Origin of the sequence: Acinetobacter sp. AOR43_HL (assembly GCF_027854635.1) — a bacterium.
Taxonomy (GTDB): Bacteria; Pseudomonadota; Gammaproteobacteria; order Pseudomonadales; family Moraxellaceae; genus Acinetobacter; species Acinetobacter pittii.
This window is the reverse complement of record NZ_JAKTHX010000032.1, coordinates 97,822-115,342: the sequence shown is the minus strand read 5'-3', so window position 1 is coordinate 115,342 and position 17,521 is coordinate 97,822. Positions and strand designations below refer to the sequence as shown.

Sequence of the window (17,521 nt, the reverse complement as noted above, 5' to 3'; positions counted from 1 at the left end):
TTTAAGCTTTTTAATAAAATATATGTTTTTAAAATTTATGCAGTTTATTGAAGGCATATATGATGTATATGACCTATCTTAAAAACCTGTGAATTCAATTTAAACAAAAAATACGAATAAGAATAAATAAGGCAAGTTATGATATTTCGTGTGTAATGAAATTATTTTTAACTCGTTTTAATAGAAAAAAGATACAGAAATGAAGTTCTTATTAAGTTCACAAGATATTCAAAACTATAAATTTTTATGGCAGGTTTCTAAAGAAAATTATAAGAAGCAGAAAGGTAGTATGTTTCTCATGTTTTTATTAGTAATGTTTACAGCATTCTTTACGACATTATTGCCATACCTATTAAAAATTATTATTGATTACTCTGCACAGGCATATAACTTTCCACTAGATATTCGACTTCCATTTAATTTCTTATATCTAATCGTACTCGCTTATGCTGCAGCATGGTTAGCGAATGAGTTATGTAATTGGACGAAAAATATTTTTAGTGCTTATTTGATGGTTGATTTCAAAGGAGCATTAATTTTTGCGGGGTTAAAAAATTATTTAAATCTTAAAAAAGATGAGCAAGATCAAATTGAAGCTGGAACAGTCATCAGTGATCTTGCAAGAGGAAGTTCTGCTTTTGGTGAGATAAATCTAACGTTGCTGCTTCATTTGGGGCCAATCATTTTTCAATTGGTTATGATCTTTGCAGTTTTATTTACAACTATTAGCTTACTTTTTAGTATCAGTTTTTTATTGGTAGCTATCGTTATTTTTTTAGTTTCCTTTCATATAAATAAAAGAAGTAGTTCTTTATTTGATTCGATGTATCAACAAGATAATCAGGTAAATAGCGATTTGATACATCAGATCTCAAATTCATATGAAATTAAAGTAAAAAATGCAGTACCGTTTCAATTGTCAAAATTTAATATCACATTAGACTCATTCATCAAAACAGCTAAAGATAGGAATAAAAAAATAGGGCTATTGATGATTTCTCAATTGTTCCTGATCTTTTTGTTTTTACTCTTTTTTATGTTATTTACAGTCTTTCTTTCAACTGAAAAGCAGCTTACACCGGGTGCTTTCGTATTGATAAGTACTTATATTATTCAACTCACCAATCCATTTTTAGCGGTTTCTCAAAGCTTGATGCGTTTAAATGGTAACTTTGTCGCCTTAGCAAAATATCGAAAATACTTTAATCTCAATAAAGAAAATTATACGCATTCTATCGTTCAAGACTCCAACGTTCTCTTTCAATTTATAAATGCTAAATTTTTACTTGGGAAAAGAGCCGTAGATCATTTTAATTTAACAATATTAGCCAATAAAACGTATGTCGTGATTGGGCCAACTGGCTTGGGAAAGACTTCTCTAATGAATTATTTAATGGGTGTCTATCAGATTCAATCAGGGCAGCTTTGCTATAAGAATATTGATATTAGCCAAAATTTCTCTAAACATATTTTTGATGAGGTTACTTACGTTGCACAGCAACCAGTTATTTTCCCTTATTCTCTTAGAGATAATTTAGTTTATAACTCCTCGCACATATATGAGGATTCTTACTTACTTCAGATGCTTGATCAATTTAATCTATTACATATTTTGAAAAAGCATCAACTAACGCTCGATGATGATTTAACTGAAATTTATAAGAATTTTTCAGGAGGAGAAAAGCAAAGAATTTGCATTCTTCGAGGTCTTTTAGCTCGCCCGCAGCTCATCATCCTAGACGAACCGACTGCCGCCTTGGATGTAGATACTGCAAAAAATATACTTGAATATATTCAGCAGGTTGTTCCATCCGTAATCATGATTACACATTCGCCCTATGCAATGGAAATTGCGGATGAGGTAATCGATTTAGAAAAGTTATTAAACTAAAGATAATCAAAAATAAAAAAGAGCCTAAAGCGGCTCTTTTTTACATCTTAAAAATTAAAGACGGTTTTCATCTAACAAAAGCTGAGCTTCACGAAGGTTTAAAGTACCTTCATAAATTGCGCGGCCTGTAATCGCACCTAAAATACCCGGTTGACCTTTTAAGTTACGAACGTCATCAAGGTTGGTTACACCACCAGAAGCAATTACTGGTAAGCCTGAGTATTGAGCCAAGTTTACAGTTTGCTCAACGTTTACACCTTGCATCATACCGTCACGAGCAATGTCTGTATAAACAATGCTAGACACGCCTGCATCAGCAAAGCGTTTCGCTAAATCAGTTGCTTTCACATCAGTAACGTTTGCCCAGCCGTCAGTTGCAACCATACCATTCATGGCATCAATACCAACAATGATGTGGCCTGCAAAACGTTTACAAGCTTCTTCTACAAATTCAGGTTCTTGAACAGCTTTAGTGCCGATAATGACAAAAGTCACGCCAGCTTCTAAATAGTGTTCAATCGTTTCTAATGAGCGAATACCACCACCAATTTGAATTGGTAATTCTGGCTGAGCTTTAGCAATCGCTTCAACAACAGGTTTATGAATTGGAGTACCTGCGAAAGCGCCATTCAAATCAACCAAATGCAAACGGCGCGCACCTTCATTTACCCAATGCTGGGCAGTTGCAACCGGATCGTCAGAGAAAACGGTATCGTCTTCCATACGCCCTTGTTTTAAACGCACACATTTACCATCTTTCAGGTCAATTGCTGGAATGATTAGCATGCTTCCGCTCCTTGCTTCATCATGTTTATGAAATTGTGCACATCTTAGCAAAGTATTGATCAATCGCTAAGCCTTAGAAAAGACTTTTATTACTTTACGCTTGAAGTGCGGTTTGAATAGTTTGTGAAATGTGAGCAGGTAATAGTTTTTGGTTTCTGAGCTCTTCAAATACGAGTAATGCAGCATAAGCATCGGCGGCGGCATAATTTATTTGTTGTGGTGTAAGTGGCTTTCGTGCCCAGTTTGAAGTTCCGACTTTTTTCGACTTTGCGAGATATTGTCCAAATAACAGTGCCACCGCTTTTTGTAAGCCCATTTGCTGTTTAAAACCAAAGTGACTAAAACCTTTAGCAAGGTCGATACAACTTTCTAGCTCTATGCCTTTTTTATGAAAAATGTGCTTATCATTTTTAAGACCAAAACCGACTTTAATTTGCTTCTGGTTAGATAAAATGGGCTGTAAGAATTTTAATGTCGATGAATTGACATGAAATAAATAGGCTTTTTGTGTTGTAGCAAGTTGAATTAAGTGTGGACCAGTTGAGATTTCACCCACTTTAAATGTAGGTTTAGACTCAGAATCAAATCCCAAAATTGCAGCGTTTTTTAATTCTTCTTCAATACTTTTGCATTGCTCAATATTTTCAATCACCACAATATTATGGTGGTTAAGATTTTCAAAAGTAGGAAGCTGCTGAATGGAGGCTTTATCAAGGAGGGCAACGGCTTCGGACATATTTAACAGCGTACAAAAGAATTGGGCTATTCACTTTATATATGAATAAAGCCTAGAGAACTAGGCTTTATGAATGTCTTTAAAAATTATTGAGACTGAGAAGGTGTACCAATGACCACACTTTCACTTTTCTCGACATAGCCTTCATAGGTCGGAGACATGATTGTGGCAACGACAGCAAAAACCAAAGCAAGTGGAATTAGGATAATATAAATCCAGCCTAAAACGCGCTCCCAACCAGGGGTAGGGCGCTGTGGGCCGTAATCATTATTGCCTTCTGTACCTTTTGCTGCAAAGAGATAGATCATAAAAATCAGGTTTACGGCGGGGATCAGCATCAGTAATGATAGCCATCCTGTATTATTACGGTCGTGCAAGCGGCGGATTGTAAATACAAAACTTACATAGAGGCAAACAATATAAAGAATGGCGATAACAATCATGCCTGCCGTAGAAAGACCCGTTAGTTCCTGACTAGATGTAAACCCAAAAGTAAAAGCGATGATGACAACGGCGATACCGATGACGAGTGAAAATAAGAATGTCCAAGCAGCATAAGAGAGTCGCCCAAAACGACCACTAGCTTTAAAGGGGGAATCTTGTTGAAGTGGTTGATTTTCGAAAGGTGAATTCATTTTGTTTTCCTGACCATTTGGTTTTATTTAAAAGTATAAATATTCAATATTTTGTTGAATAAAACATCATTCTATAAATGATTAGTTGTTATTGTAAATAAAAAAAAGATCAGGCCATCTAGACCTGATCTTTTTCAGTTTTAAATCAGATTAAATATTCCATTCCACAAAGTTTTTAAGTAACTGCAAACCAGCAGTATGACTTTTCTCTGGGTGGAATTGGGTCGCGAATAAATTATCTTTATGAATTGCTGTGCAGAAATTCACACCATACTCACAAGTCGCAGCCACAACGCTTTCATCTTTTGGTTCGACATAGTAGCTATGTACAAAGTAGAAGCGAGCATCTTGTTCGATGTTATTCCACATTGGATGGCTTGGGTCCATTTGGTGAACTTGGTTCCAGCCCATGTGCGGTACTTTTAAACCTTCCATTTGAGGGAAATGTTTTACGACACCGTCAAAAATACCTAATGCGTCTACACCGCCATTTTCTTCAGAACTTTGTAGTAATGCTTGCATGCCTACGCAAATCGCAAGAACAGGTTTATTAAAAGCAGCTTTACGTACAACTTCATCAATACCTGCTTCACGCATACCTTGCATACAGTCACGCATTGCACCAACGCCCGGAAAAACAATTTTGTCGGCTTGTGCAATTAACTTTGGATCATTGGTCACATCGACTGTAGCGCCTACATGCTCAAGTGCTTTAGCTGCTGAGTGTAGATTGCCCATACCATAATCAAGTAACGCGATACGTGTCATTAGAGGCTACCTTTTGTCGATGCAATCGTGTTTTCTGCACGTGGATCAACTTCACATGCCATACGTAAAGCACGAGCAAGTGCTTTGAACACACTTTCGATTTGATGGTGGCTATTTTTACCTTTTAAGTTATCGATGTGTAAGGTCATAAGCGCATGGTTTACGAAACCTTGGAAAAACTCAGAAAATAAATCGACATCAAAGGTACCGATGCGTGCACGAGTAAATGGAATATCCATAAATAATCCCGGACGACCAGATAAATCTACAACAACGCGAGATAAAGCTTCGTCTAATGGTGCATAAAAATGACCATAGCGTTTTAAACCTTTTTTATCGCCTAAAGCTTGTGCAAAAGCTTGTCCAAGTGTGATACCACAGTCTTCTACGGTGTGGTGGTCATCAATCTCGAGGTCTCCGTCACAATGAATATCGATATCAAATAAGCCATGTCGCTTGATTTGATCAATCATATGGTCTAAAAATGGAACTCCAGTGTTTAGTGTGCCTTGACCAGTACCGTCGAGATTTAAACGAACTCGAATTTTGGTTTCATTGGTATTTCTAACCACTTCACTGATACGTTGCGTCATGGACACGTTCCTCAAAAAACGTCAAAAATGATTGGATGTTAACGACAATTTCGCTGTGACGAATTCGTGACAGCATCATAGTTTGCTCAGGAGGGTTAATCAATGCCTATTACCGTACATGCTTATAGTTCTCTAGATAATTCAGAGATCCGCGATCAGCTTGAGCGACTGTATGATACAAGTCCGGAGTTTGGTGACGGGCACGATGCGATTGAACAACTTGAACAAGATTTACAACAGTATACCACGCTATACACTGCCGAATTTAACACCAAAATTATAGGTGCAATTTGGTCTTCAGGACAAGGCGAAAGCAAGGTTCTTGAATATATTGTTGTGCACCCTGCGAACCGTGGTCGTGGGGTGGCTGAGCGCTTAGTCGAAGAAGCTTGCCGTATAGAAGAGTCAAAAGGTGTTAAAACTTTTGAACCAGGTTGTGGCGCGATTCATCGCTGTTTGGCTCACATTGGTAAACTACATCACTAAAAGCTTCTATTATTTTGTGGTTGTGATTTAAAAATAATCACTTGTTACAAAAAACACGGAAGTTGCTTGACGTCTTCTTATAAACATTGTTTAATACGCCCACTTCGGCGTGATAGCTCAGTAGGTAGAGCAACGGATTGAAAATCCGTGTGTCCCCAGTTCGATCCTGGGTCTCGCCACCATTATTTGTGTTTTCAATCCCTGATCCCATCAGGGATTTTTTTTAAGTATAAAAAATACTCATTTAAATCAGAAACTCAGGATAATTGTTGACTATTGTTCTGAGATACGGCTTAATACAGGCCATCGGCGTGATAGCTCAGTAGGTAGAGCAACGGATTGAAAATCCGTGTGTCCCCAGTTCGATCCTGGGTCTCGCCACCATATTCGAAAAAGCCCCATACATTATGTATGGGGCTTTTTTCATGCCTGTTTATTTAATAAAAATATTACGACCTTACCTGTGTATAAATCTCATTTTATCCACAAGCAAAGAGGGTTATCCCCAATATTGCCTTAACTTTCTAAAAATGGCTCAACTGAAAACTTGTCTCTAATCGTGAGAACTATCACGAATAAGTCGTTTTCCTAAGCACACTGCTTCTACCTCGTCATAGCCAAGCTGTTCGTAAAAGTTCAACACATTCAAATTGTCTTTACGGACTAATAATTGAAGTTTTGGGCAGCCGCGAGCAATGAGGCGCTTCTCAAGCTGCTGAACGAGCGCTGTAGCGATTCCTAAGCGTTGTTGGTGGGGGTGAACAGCCAGATAGTTAATCCAGCCTCTATGGCTGTCGTAGCCGCCCATAAGCGTGCCAATTAGTTGCTCATCTTTAATAGCAACTAAAAACAAATCATCCTGTTGTGAGACTTTTCTGAAAATATCGGTTTCAGGATTATTCCAAGGACGAGTCAGACCACAGCTTTCCCATAAAATAACGACATCATCCAGATCTGCATTTGTAAATTGACGAATAATAAACATATGGATTTCTACTTTTTGTTTTGATGTGCTGAAAAGATAAAATAAAAATTTGGGCTTGAGCAGTTTTTTATTAATAATTTAAACAAATAAAAAAGCACCCCCGAAGGAGTGCTTGAATTAAACCAGTGATTTAAGCTGATTTTGCAACTGGTGCTGCTTGAAGCATTTGACCTGTTTCTTCGAAGTTTGCATGCCAAGACAATGCTTCACGAAGTAAGTGAGGAGTATGTCCACCTTTAGCACATGCACGGTCAAAGTAGTCATTTAATGCATCACGATAAAGTGGGTGTACACAATTATCGATAATAGCGCGAGCGCGTTCACGAGGCGCTAAACCGCGTAAGTCTGCTAAACCTTGCTCTGTCACTAAAATATCAACATCGTGTTCACTGTGGTCAACGTGGCTTACCATTGGCACGATAGAAGAGATATCGCCGCCTTTAGCAATTGATTTGGTCACAAAGATCGCTAAGTGAGCGTTACGAGCGAAGTCACCTGAACCACCGATACCGTTCATCATTTTGGTACCACACACGTGAGTTGAGTTCACGTTACCGTAAATATCAAACTCAAGCGCAGTGTTAATGCCGATAATTCCTAAACGACGAACCAATTCAGGATGGTTAGAAATTTCTTGTGGACGAAGCACTAATTTGTCTTTGTAAGCTTCGATATTACCAAAAACTTTTTCGCCACATTTTGCAGAAAGGGTAATTGAGCTACCAGAAGCAAATTTCATTTTGCCTGCATCAATGAGTTCAAAAGTACAGTCTTGTAGTACTTCTGAGTACATGATGAGGTCTTCAAAATCAGAATCTTTTAAACCTGTTAGTACTGCGTTGGCAATAGAGCCAATCCCTGCTTGTAATGGACCAAGGTTTTTCGGTAAACGACCTTCTGCAACTTCTTTATTAAAGAAAGCAATTAAGTGGTTTGCAATGCCTTGAGTCTCATCATCTGGAGGAGTTACTGTTGATGGTGAGTCATGTGTATCGTTAAATACAATACCTACAATTTTTGCAGGATCGATTTGGATTGCCGTTGTACCAATACGCTCATCCACTTTTGTCAATGGAATTGGAGTACGTGTTGGACGATAAGTCGGAATATAGATGTCATGCAAACCTTCAAAGCTTTCGCTTAAAGATGTGTTGATTTCAACAATAACTTTTTCGGCAAAAATAGCAAAGCTTGCAGAGTTACCTACAGAAGTTGTTGGAATAATACCGCCATCTTCAGTAATCGCAATTGCTTCAATAACCGCAACGTCTGGACGTTTAAGTTGCTGGTTACGCATTTGCTCAACAGTTTCTGATAAATGTTGATCAATAAACATAACTTCGCCGTTGTTAATCGCACGACGTAAAGTGTTGTCTACCTGAAATGGCATACGACGAGATAAAACACCTGCTTCCGTGAGTTGTTTGTCTAAGTCATTACCTAAGCTAGCACCCGTAATTAACGTGATTTTTAACGGATTTTTCTTTGCATGCTCTACAAGTGCTTGTGGAACAGCTTTAGCTTCACCGGCACGAGTAAAACCACTCATACCAACGGTCATTCCATTTTCGATGAATTGCGCAGCTTGTTCAGCACTGATGACCTTGTCATGAAGAGAAGCTAGGCGAATACGACTTAAAGACATTGGACATCCTCAATATTGTCAAAACATACGGGATTTTAGCTATGAAAAATTGAAAAGTGCATAGGTGTTAGGCTAAGGTCTAATTTTGTAAATAAATGGCGGTATAAATTATATTTATGGTTTTTATTTAATTGATTTTTATTGCTTTTATTTATGATTAAAACAAGGCTTTTAATTGCTGATTGATCAAATTAAAAGCGCTCACTTAATGTTTGTTTTATTTTTTCCAAAGGATTGGTCGTGGTATTTTCTTCGGTACTTGGTTTTGGGATTGGCAAAGAAATAATAACTTCTAAACCACCTTGTTCACGATTATGAATTTGAATCTCACCATGATGAATATCGACAATACGTTTAACAATAGCCAGCCCAAGACCGCTACCTTGAATGGTTCTTGCTGAGTCTCCGCGAACAAAAGGTTGCATTAACTCTTCAATTTGATCTGCAGGAATGCCTTCACCATGATCAGCAACAGTAATTAAAATACATTCATTTTCAACTTTTGCACTGAGCTGTATCGGTTCAGCACCATAGCGTTTTGCATTATTAATCAAGTTGGCAATAAGTCTTTTTAAAGAAAGACTACGTGCCGGAATAATAGGTACATCCTGCATCTCGAATTGAATATCGAGAGGTTTAAATTGCACAACAAGTTCTTGTAAAAGCATGTTGATATTGGTGTCTTTCAACTCCTCATCTGAGCCATCGCGCATGTATGAAATGAACTGATTAAGAATTGCATCCATATCATCTACGTCATAAACCAAACCTTCACGCAAAAACTCATCAGGCAGCATCTCTGCTGTTAAACGTATGCGTGTAAGAGGGGTACGTAAATCATGTGAAATACCTGCCAACATAATACGTCGTTCACGCTCAGTCTGATCGAGTGTATAGACCATACGATTAAAGGCTTGGTTTACTTGACGAATTTCTAATGGACCGTGGTTGGTATCAAGATACGGCGCTGTTCCGGATTTACTGTATTCATTGGCAGCATTCTGCAAACGACGCAGAGGGCGGTTCATCTGTCGAACCAAAATTAAAATAATGATAGCCGACAGTAATGGAACACCCACGACCCAACCTACTAAAAGTTCAGGACTATAGTTGGCATAGGTTTTTAAAGGCTCGCGAACCCAGTTGCCATGCATTTCAGGAGTTTGAATCCAAATGCGTGGGCTCGGTTTAAACTGAAAGTAAACGGTAACGTCTTTAGTCCCAATCTCATTTGCCAGCTTTTTTTCGACATGATTGGTAAAAAACTCGGCAATGACCTTTTCTCGGACACTTGGATATTCTTTGGGGTTGGTAACGTATTCAATACCGACTCGATTACGCAACCACGCATCAATATCTACTTCATTTTCACGATGAAAAATTCGTATATCAGGATTATTGACGAGCTCAAGCTCGACCGCAAGATAACGGGCGTGCTGTTGAATTTCAGGTAAATAAAGAGTGCGCCAAAAGAACCATAACGACATAAATAAGCTAAAGAACACCACCAGCAGTACCAGAATAGTGGTACGCATGGCAGCAGAACGTGGCTTTATTTTATCGAGAAAACGTTCCCATCGAGTCCGTTTACGCTCTGAATAGGTCACGTAATCGGTAAAGTTCTGTGGGGCGATTGGTTCTAAACTCACTCTATCTTATCTCAAGCTTATTCAGCACCATCTGGAACGAATACATAGCCGACACCCCATACAGTTTGGATGTAACGTGCACGTGCAGGGTTATCTTCAATTAAACGACGTAAACGAGAAACTTGAACGTCAATTGAACGTTCCATTGCACCCCATTCACGGCCACGCGCTAAGTTCATCAATTTATCGCGTGTTAATGGTTCACGTGGGTGTTGTACCAATGCTTTTAATACAGCAAATTCGCCAGTTGTTAAGGTAACGATTTGCCCTTCGCGTGTCAGTGTGCGGGTAGACAAGTCTAAAGACCATGGACCAAAGCTTACTACTTCAACTTGTTGGCTTGGTGCACCCGGAACTTCACGAACTTGGCGACGTAATACTGCGCGGATACGTGCTAAAAGCTCATTTGGGTTAAATGGTTTTGGCAAGTAGTCATCTGCACCAGCTTCAAGACCGGCAATACGGTCTGAATCGCTACCACGTGCTGTTAACATGATGATTGGCGTATCAATATTTGATTGGCGTAAACGACGGCAAATACTTAACCCATCTTCAACCGGTAACATAAAGTCGAGTACGATAAGTGAAAATAACTCACGTTGTAATAAACGGTCCATTTGAGAAGCATCGTGGGCAGTTTTTACAACAAAGCCTTTATCTTCCAAAAAACGTTGCAAGAGGGTACGTAAACGCACATCGTCATCGACCACTAAAATACGTTCGACACGATCCGTTTCGTTGTGTACGGTTTCAGGATGTTCAGCAGGTACAACTAAACTCATGATGTACTCCCTTTTAAAGTCATAATTTATATATTATTGGGTCGGATAGGCTTATTGCCAACAAGCCCTCAGTATAATGCTGATATTCTTGTTTAGACTATGTATCAATTTGCTCAAAATTACAATTTTCAAGGTGGTTTGAAACCAAAAAACAACATCTTAAGCCCATAATTTAGCAAAGACCGACCTAAAACAACAAATGGTTAAATTTTCAATAAATTTACAATAACTCTATAGTGATAACTAATTGTTTAAAATCAATTTTTTGAAACAAACATAATGGGCCTTTGATTGCTGAATAAGATAAAAAAACTGAGTAGTTAAGGAATTAGAGGAATAAAGCAGTGCTCAACCTCAATATTTTTATCTTTTGGGCTATGTATCAATATGATCATTTTCTCATAAATTATATTAATTTTTTGTCATGTTCATGACATAAGTCATACGTTTATATTTTTTAAAGATTAAAAGGTAGGGTTCAGTCTTAACTTTTTCATACTTAAATCACTGTTTTTGCGTGCTCTAGTAGTCGTAAAAAGTATAAATATTCAGAGTCAATACAAAAAAACGTTTTGAATACGCAAACAAGTGTGGATTTTATGGGCTTGGTCTTTATAATCAGTGCTTTTAAACTTTATCCTTGTGGGATCAAACACGATGACTGACTTAGTTCAGCAGTTGGCAAGTGAGCTTGCCGTACGTCCAAACCAAGTAGAAGCTGCCATCCGCTTAATTGACGAAGGTGCCAGTGTTCCATTCATTGCCCGTTACCGTAAAGAAGTAACACAAGGTTTAGATGATACGCAGTTACGCCAATTAGATACTCGTTTAGCGTATTTACGTGATTTATATGAGCGCCGTGAAAAGGTCATTCAGTCATTGCAAGAACAGAATAAATTGAATGATGACTTGTTGGCGCGGGTGAATGCAGCCGAAACAAAAAATGCTTTAGAAGAAATTTATGCACCGTATCGTCCTAAGCGTACAAGTAAGTCTTTTAAAGCAAAAGAAGCAGGTTTAGGACCGATTGCTGAAAAAATTATTGCAGAACAAGTTGACCCGACAGAAGCATTGGCTGGTTTTAGTCATGAAGACTATCCAGATGTTGAAAGTCAGTTAGATGCGATCCAGCATATTCTGATTGATGACTGGGCACAAAATATTGCGCTTACTACAGAATTAAAAGCAACTTTTGCAAAAACTGCGGTTTTAAAAAGTACTGTTGCTTCTGAAGAAAAGAAAGAAGTCGGTAAAAAATTCCGTGATTACTTTGAATTTTCTGAAGGTTTAAACAAATTACCTTCACACCGTCTATTGGCGATGTTACGTGGGCGTCAAGAAAACGTATTAGGTTTAAAAGTTGATGGTGAAGATGATGCACCATTAGCGCGTATTGAAACTGAATACAACCTTGAGCAAATTCAACCTCAAGCACGTCAAGATTTCTTAAAACAAACTGCAAAATTATTCTGGTTGGGTAAAGTTCGTCCTCAAATCGAGCATTCATTGCTAACAGAGAAACGACTTACTGCCGAAGCAGAAGCAATGCAGGTATTCGCTGAAAATCTTCGTCATTTATTATTATCAGCGCCAGCAGGTGGTCGAACTACTTTAGGTGTTGACCCTGGTATTCGTACTGGTGTGAAACTTGCAGTAGTAAGCGATGCAGGTGATGTACTTGCTCATAGCACGATTTATCCATTCGCGCCTAAAGAAGATAAAGAAGGTTCTATTGCTGAACTTGCGCGTCTATGCCGTGAATATAATGTAGAGCTTATTGCTATTGGTAATGGTACAGCTAGCCGTGAAACAGAAGCTGTAGTGGCTGAAATGATGGCTGCTAATACAGACCTCAAATTAACACGCGTGACTGTAAGTGAAGCGGGTGCATCTGTTTACTCTGCAAGTGAGCTTGCTGCTGCAGAACTTCCAGAGCTTGATGTTTCAATTCGTGGTGCAGTGTCGATTGCTCGCCGTTTACAAGATCCACTTGCTGAACTTGTTAAGATTGATCCGAAATCAATTGGTGTAGGTCAATATCAACACGACGTGAATCAAACTGGTTTAGCAAAAACTCTTGACGCGGTAGTTGAAGACTGTGTGAACGCTGTTGGTGTTGATGTAAATACTGCTTCGCCAGCAATCTTGGCTTACATTGCGGGTTTAAACAAAGCGATTGCTCAGCAAATTGTTGAATACCGCAAAGAGCATGGTCGTTTTGATAACCGTCAAGCTTTGAAAAGCGTACCACGTTTAGGCGAACGTACTTTTGAACAAGCGGCTGGTTTCTTACGTATTCAAAATGGTTCTGAACCTTTAGATGCTTCTGCTGTTCATCCTGAGAGTTATGGTCTTGTTGAGAAAATTGTTGCAGCAAAAGCGACAACTGTTAAAGACATCATTGGTAATACCGAAATCATTCGCCAAGTAAAAGCTGATGAATTTGTTGATGACAAATTTGGTTTGCCAACAGTACAAGACGTATTAGCTGAACTTGAAAAACCGGGTCGTGACCCGCGTCCAGAGTTCCGTACTGCTAAATTCCGCGAAGATATTACTGAAGTGGGCCAATTAACTGAAGGTATGCAACTTGAGGGTGTGATCACTAATGTCACAAACTTTGGTGCTTTCGTTGATATTGGTGTACATCAAGATGGTTTAGTTCATATTTCTGAGTTAGCGAATGAGTTCGTTTCTGATCCGCATAAAGTTGTAAAACCAGGTCAGATCGTACAAGTGCGTGTTATGCAGGTTGATGTTGAACGTAACCGCGTGAACTTAAGTATGCGTGCTGAAGGTTCTGCACCTGTAAAAGCACAGCGTCCACCACGCCGTGAACAAAATACAGAACAGCGTTTTGAGCGTAAGCCTCAAGGTAAACGTCCTCAACCGCGTAAAGACCAAGCTGAACGTCCTCAGCGTAGCAAGCAAGAGAAACCACAAGAACAAAAGATTGGTGGTTTAGGTGCATTGTTATTACAAGCGGGAATTAAAGGTTCTAAATAAGCATTTTTAATTGATAAAAAGCCTCCAATTGGAGGCTTTTTTATGGATTAAATATTATGTTTTAAATAATTATATAAAGGCAAAATAAGAAAAAAACAGTTGTAAAGATGAGGTGAATCTTAAGATCAACAAAACGTTGTTAAATACACAATTAAATACACAACGTTATAGCATAACTAAACTTTAATGATATTCAGTTGTTCGACATCATCAACCCAGCCTTGAAGCATTTACTCACTTTCAGGCTGTAATAGTACAACTTTGCTTATTTCTTTATATTATAAATGGTTGTTTTATGTCGGTTTTAAACCTGAAAAATAGATTTCATTTAAAAGACCTCTTGTCCGGAGTTGTCGTATTCCTCGTGGCATTACCGCTGTGTTTGGGTATTGCTTTAGCCTCAGGTGCTCCCATCATCTCTGGTATTATTGCAGGTATTGTAGGCGGCATTATTGTGGGTTTACTAAGTGGTTCTCACATTAGCGTTGCAGGCCCAGCGGCAGGGCTGACTGCTGTCATCCTTGTACAGTTAGAACAATTAGGCGGCAATTATGCCGCCTTTTTATTATGTATTATTTTTGCCGGTGCCCTACAAATTCTATTTGGATTATTTAAGTTAGGTTTTTTTGCGAACTTTATTCCAAATAATGTCATTTTGGGATTACTAGCCGCTATTGGCGTGATTCTGATTGCCACGCAATTGCCTTATCTGTTTGGACTTTCTGATTTTTCATGGAAACAAGTTTGGACTTCAACACCAGATGCATTCCTTCAACGTTTTGATGGAGGCGCTGCTCTTATTGGCTTACTCAGTTTATTTTTAATTTTAGCGTGGGATAGCAGTCCGCTTAAAAAACTAGCTTTACCTTCGGCTTTGATTGCGGTTGTGCTCGCAGCAGTTTTAAATTTTATTTTGGTGAGTATGGGTTCTGCATGGGCAGTGCAAATTGATAACCTCATTCAGTTACCGAATATCTTACAAGCACCCGAAGAAGTATTAATTTTCCCTGATTTTAGCTATTTAGCTGAGCCTATGATTTACACAGGGGCAATCACTCTGGCTGTCGTTGCATCTTTAGAAACGTTATTGAATTTAGAGGCAGCAGATAAAATCGATCCTCAAAAACGTTCCTCTCCGCCGAACCGTGAACTCTGGGCACAAGGCACAGGGAATATCGTTTCGGGCTTAATTGGTGGAATGCCCGTCACCTCAGTGATTGTACGTAGTTCGGTGAATGCAAATACAGGCGCGCGTAGTAAATGCTCTACCATTATTCATGGGGTATTGTTGCTGTTGGCGGTTTTGTTCTTTGTGCCATTAATGAACATGATTCCTTTGTCTGCATTGGCCGCGATCCTTATTGTCACAGGCTTTAAGCTTACTCATCCAAAACTATTTAAACAGCTTTATCAAAAAGGTTGGAAACAGTTTTTACCTTTTATTATTACCTTAGTTGCAATTTTACTGACCGATCTTTTAATGGGAATTTTAATTGGTCTGTTCACCAGTAGTGCTTTTATTCTCTATGGCAATTTTAATAAAGGTATTCGTGTTTATAGAGAGAAGCGTTTGCATGGCGTAGTGACTCGTATTGAGCTTCCTTCTCAAGTCACCTTTCTTAATCGTTCTGCGCTTATTTCGGCATTAGAACATGTACATAAACATCAACAACTCATTATTGATGCAACTCAATGTGATTCGATCGATCCTGATATCTATCAAGTTATTCAAGATTATCAAAGTGAAACGGCTATTAAACGCCAAGTAAATCTTAAACTGGTCGGGTTTAAGCAGCACTATCAAGATGTTGATGATGCGGTACTTGATATTGATATTAGTACACATGATTTGCAACAAAAGTTGAGTCCACAACAGGTCGTTAACCTACTTAAAGAGGGGAACGAACGTTTTGTAAAAAATGAACGTCTTCAACGAGATATTTACCGACAAATTCGTGTGACTGCAGATGAAGGCCAACATCCGATTGCAGCAGTCCTTGGGTGTATGGACTCACGTGCACCCACCGAAATGATTTTTGATGTGGGTATTGGTGATCTGTTCAGCTTACGAATTGCAGGTAATATTGCTGGGCAAAAAGTATTGGGTTCACTTGAGTTTGCATGTCAGGCCAAAGGTTCTAAAGTCATCGTTGTTTTAGGACATACCGATTGCGGTGCGGTGACGAGTGCATGTCAATTGCGTTTAGAGCAAAAGCAAGTATCTGATGTGAAGGAAATGCCACACATTCAATATGTACTTGGACCATTAATGCACTCGGTTGATAGCGTATATGACATTATGCAGCCACGTGAATTAGGTAATGCTTTTATTAGTCAAGTCACAGCAATGAATGTTCATTACAACATCCAGTACATTATTAATAATAGCAGCGTGCTTAAAGATATGGTTGATCGAGGTGAGATCGTAGTTGTGGGTGCAATTTACGATGTAAAAACAGGGCACGTTCAGTTTCTTGATTGATCAGTCCTTTAGTTAAAAAAAGCGCCTTAGTTAAGGCGCTTTTTTATTTGTTATGCGATTAACTCAAAATTACCAGTGTTCACCAGGGAAAATACGTGCATAAGCTTTTTGTGCCCAGTTTAATTTCTCAGTTTTTTGTCCCTTCGCTGCATCTGAACTTGGGAATAAACGGAAACCAATCGACATAAACATATTATTGATGCCTGGTGCTACAGAATAAGTCATTGAAGCTAAGCGACCTAAGTTGGTTGCCATACGTTTCGGGCGTTTCACAATTGCATAAGCAATTAAGTCAGCAGCCTGCTCAGGTGAAAGGGTTGGAACATATTTATAAATTTTAGTTGGTGCAATCATTGGGGTACGAACCAATGGCATATAAATTGAAGTAATTGCGATTTTGTGTGCATGAACTTCGGCAGATAGACAGCGGCTAAATGCATCAAGCGCTGCTTTAGACGCGACATATGCAGAGAAGCGAGTAGCGTTTGCTAAAACACCAATCGAGCTAATGTTAATGATTTGTCCATCTTTACGCTGAATCATATGCGGCAAGATATTGAGAACTAGGCGAACCGCGCCAAAATAATTTAATTGCATCGTGCGTTCAAAGTCATGAAAACGATCATAAGACTCATGTACAGCACGGCGAATAGAGCGACCTGCGTTATTAATTAAAATATCAATGTGATCCACAGTTGCTAAAATTTCTTTAGAAACTTGGTCAATCATTTCCATATCGTTGAGATCACATGGGAAAATTGATGCCTTACCGCCACGTTTTTCGATATCTGCTTTTACTTCTTCCAAAGTTTCTTGAGTACGGGCAACCAGTAAAACATGGGCTCCAGCATCAGCAAGTTTGTTTGAAATCGTTAATCCGATTCCACTCGAGGCGCCTGTCACTAAAATGACTTTATCTTGTACCTTTTCCTGGAACAGAGCTTCTAATTTTTTATTCACAGCATTTTACCTAAGTAGGGGCAGGGACTATTTATTCCGGTATGTAATTTTTATTTTTTACAACCGTAGATTCATCCAGATGAACTCATAAATATTGTCTTTATCTTAATAGATGTT

Annotated in this window: 15 protein-coding genes and 2 tRNA genes; 6 read left to right on the top strand and 11 right to left on the bottom strand. The window is 38.7% G+C overall.

Annotated elements, in window-relative coordinates:
- Positions 1-199 precede the first annotated feature (199 nt).
- Positions 200-1,891 (top strand): ATP-binding cassette domain-containing protein, encoded by a 1,692-nt coding sequence (locus MKL33_RS15730; RefSeq protein ID WP_270907312.1) that lies wholly within the window; start codon positions 200-202, stop codon positions 1,889-1,891.
- A gap of 54 nt (positions 1,892-1,945) precedes the next feature.
- Here MKL33_RS15730 and hisA read toward each other — a convergent pair whose 3' ends face one another.
- The 5 genes from hisA to hisB form a co-directional block, all read right to left on the bottom strand.
- Positions 1,946-2,677, bottom strand: a complete 732-nt coding sequence (gene hisA / locus MKL33_RS15725) for a 1-(5-phosphoribosyl)-5-[(5-phosphoribosylamino)methylideneamino]imidazole-4-carboxamide isomerase (protein ID WP_000905538.1) — start codon at positions 2,675-2,677, stop codon at positions 1,946-1,948.
- A gap of 94 nt (positions 2,678-2,771) precedes the next feature.
- Positions 2,772-3,413: a 3'-5' exonuclease gene (locus MKL33_RS15720; RefSeq protein WP_270907311.1), complete on the bottom strand. Its 642-nt coding sequence runs from the start codon at positions 3,411-3,413 to the stop codon at positions 2,772-2,774.
- 86 nt (positions 3,414-3,499) lie between these two features.
- Positions 3,500-4,048, bottom strand: coding sequence for a DUF805 domain-containing protein (locus tag MKL33_RS15715; RefSeq protein ID WP_005067011.1), 549 nt, complete (start codon positions 4,046-4,048; stop codon positions 3,500-3,502).
- A gap of 150 nt (positions 4,049-4,198) precedes the next feature.
- The gene (gene hisH / locus MKL33_RS15710; RefSeq protein ID WP_002116911.1) at positions 4,199-4,816 is read right to left on the bottom strand and encodes an imidazole glycerol phosphate synthase subunit HisH; all 618 of its coding nucleotides are present in this window, start codon (positions 4,814-4,816) and stop codon (positions 4,199-4,201) included.
- Positions 4,816-5,409: an imidazoleglycerol-phosphate dehydratase HisB gene (hisB, locus tag MKL33_RS15705; protein WP_002116767.1), complete on the bottom strand. Its 594-nt coding sequence runs from the start codon at positions 5,407-5,409 to the stop codon at positions 4,816-4,818. The genes hisH and hisB overlap by 1 nt, the downstream gene beginning before the upstream one ends.
- 102 nt (positions 5,410-5,511) lie before the next feature.
- On the opposite strand from hisB, the gene MKL33_RS15700 reads away from it, so the two are divergent.
- The 3 genes from MKL33_RS15700 (at position 5,512) to MKL33_RS15690 (ending at position 6,279) form a co-directional block, all read left to right on the top strand.
- Positions 5,512-5,895: a GNAT family N-acetyltransferase gene (locus MKL33_RS15700; protein WP_002116928.1), complete on the top strand. Its 384-nt coding sequence runs from the start codon at positions 5,512-5,514 to the stop codon at positions 5,893-5,895.
- Positions 5,896-6,001: 106 nt separating this feature from the next.
- Positions 6,002-6,077: transfer RNA gene (locus tag MKL33_RS15695), tRNA-Phe, on the top strand.
- A 126-nt stretch (positions 6,078-6,203) separates the two neighbouring features.
- Positions 6,204-6,279 (top strand) — tRNA-Phe (locus MKL33_RS15690).
- 169 nt (positions 6,280-6,448) lie between these two features.
- Here the strand turns inward: MKL33_RS15690 and MKL33_RS15685 are convergent.
- The 5 genes from MKL33_RS15685 to ompR all read right to left on the bottom strand — a co-directional run bounded on the left by MKL33_RS15685 (position 6,449) and on the right by ompR (position 10,956).
- On the bottom strand, positions 6,449-6,880 hold the full coding sequence (locus MKL33_RS15685; RefSeq protein ID WP_270907310.1) for a GNAT family acetyltransferase: 432 nt from the start codon (positions 6,878-6,880) through the stop codon (positions 6,449-6,451).
- 130 nt (positions 6,881-7,010) lie between these two features.
- Positions 7,011-8,525, bottom strand: a complete 1,515-nt coding sequence (locus MKL33_RS15680; RefSeq protein WP_002116671.1) for an acetyl-CoA hydrolase/transferase family protein — start codon at positions 8,523-8,525, stop codon at positions 7,011-7,013.
- A gap of 35 nt (positions 8,526-8,560) precedes the next feature.
- Positions 8,561-8,683 carry a hypothetical protein gene (locus MKL33_RS15675; RefSeq protein WP_078210314.1) on the bottom strand — a complete coding sequence of 41 codons (123 nt, stop codon included), beginning with the start codon at positions 8,681-8,683 and terminating at the stop codon, positions 8,561-8,563.
- Between the two features lie 33 nt (positions 8,684-8,716).
- On the bottom strand, positions 8,717-10,174 hold the full coding sequence (locus MKL33_RS15670) for an ATP-binding protein (RefSeq protein WP_046813534.1): 1,458 nt from the start codon (positions 10,172-10,174) through the stop codon (positions 8,717-8,719).
- A gap of 17 nt (positions 10,175-10,191) precedes the next feature.
- Complete coding sequence (gene ompR, locus MKL33_RS15665; RefSeq protein ID WP_000060753.1) at positions 10,192-10,956, bottom strand: osmolarity response regulator transcription factor OmpR; 765 nt, start codon at positions 10,954-10,956, stop codon at positions 10,192-10,194.
- A gap of 657 nt (positions 10,957-11,613) precedes the next feature.
- On the opposite strand from ompR, the gene MKL33_RS15660 reads away from it, so the two are divergent.
- Both MKL33_RS15660 and MKL33_RS15655 read left to right on the top strand, forming a co-directional pair.
- The gene (locus MKL33_RS15660) at positions 11,614-13,962 is read left to right on the top strand and encodes a Tex family protein (protein WP_002116875.1); all 2,349 of its coding nucleotides are present in this window, start codon (positions 11,614-11,616) and stop codon (positions 13,960-13,962) included.
- 295 nt (positions 13,963-14,257) lie between these two features.
- Positions 14,258-16,444 carry a SulP family inorganic anion transporter gene (locus MKL33_RS15655; RefSeq protein WP_069037161.1) on the top strand — a complete coding sequence of 729 codons (2,187 nt, stop codon included), beginning with the start codon at positions 14,258-14,260 and terminating at the stop codon, positions 16,442-16,444.
- Between the two features lie 69 nt (positions 16,445-16,513).
- On the opposite strand, the gene MKL33_RS15650 is transcribed toward MKL33_RS15655, so the two are convergent.
- Positions 16,514-17,404 (bottom strand): SDR family NAD(P)-dependent oxidoreductase, encoded by an 891-nt coding sequence (locus tag MKL33_RS15650; RefSeq protein WP_002116932.1) that lies wholly within the window; start codon positions 17,402-17,404, stop codon positions 16,514-16,516.
- Between the last annotated feature and the right edge of the window lie 117 nt (positions 17,405-17,521).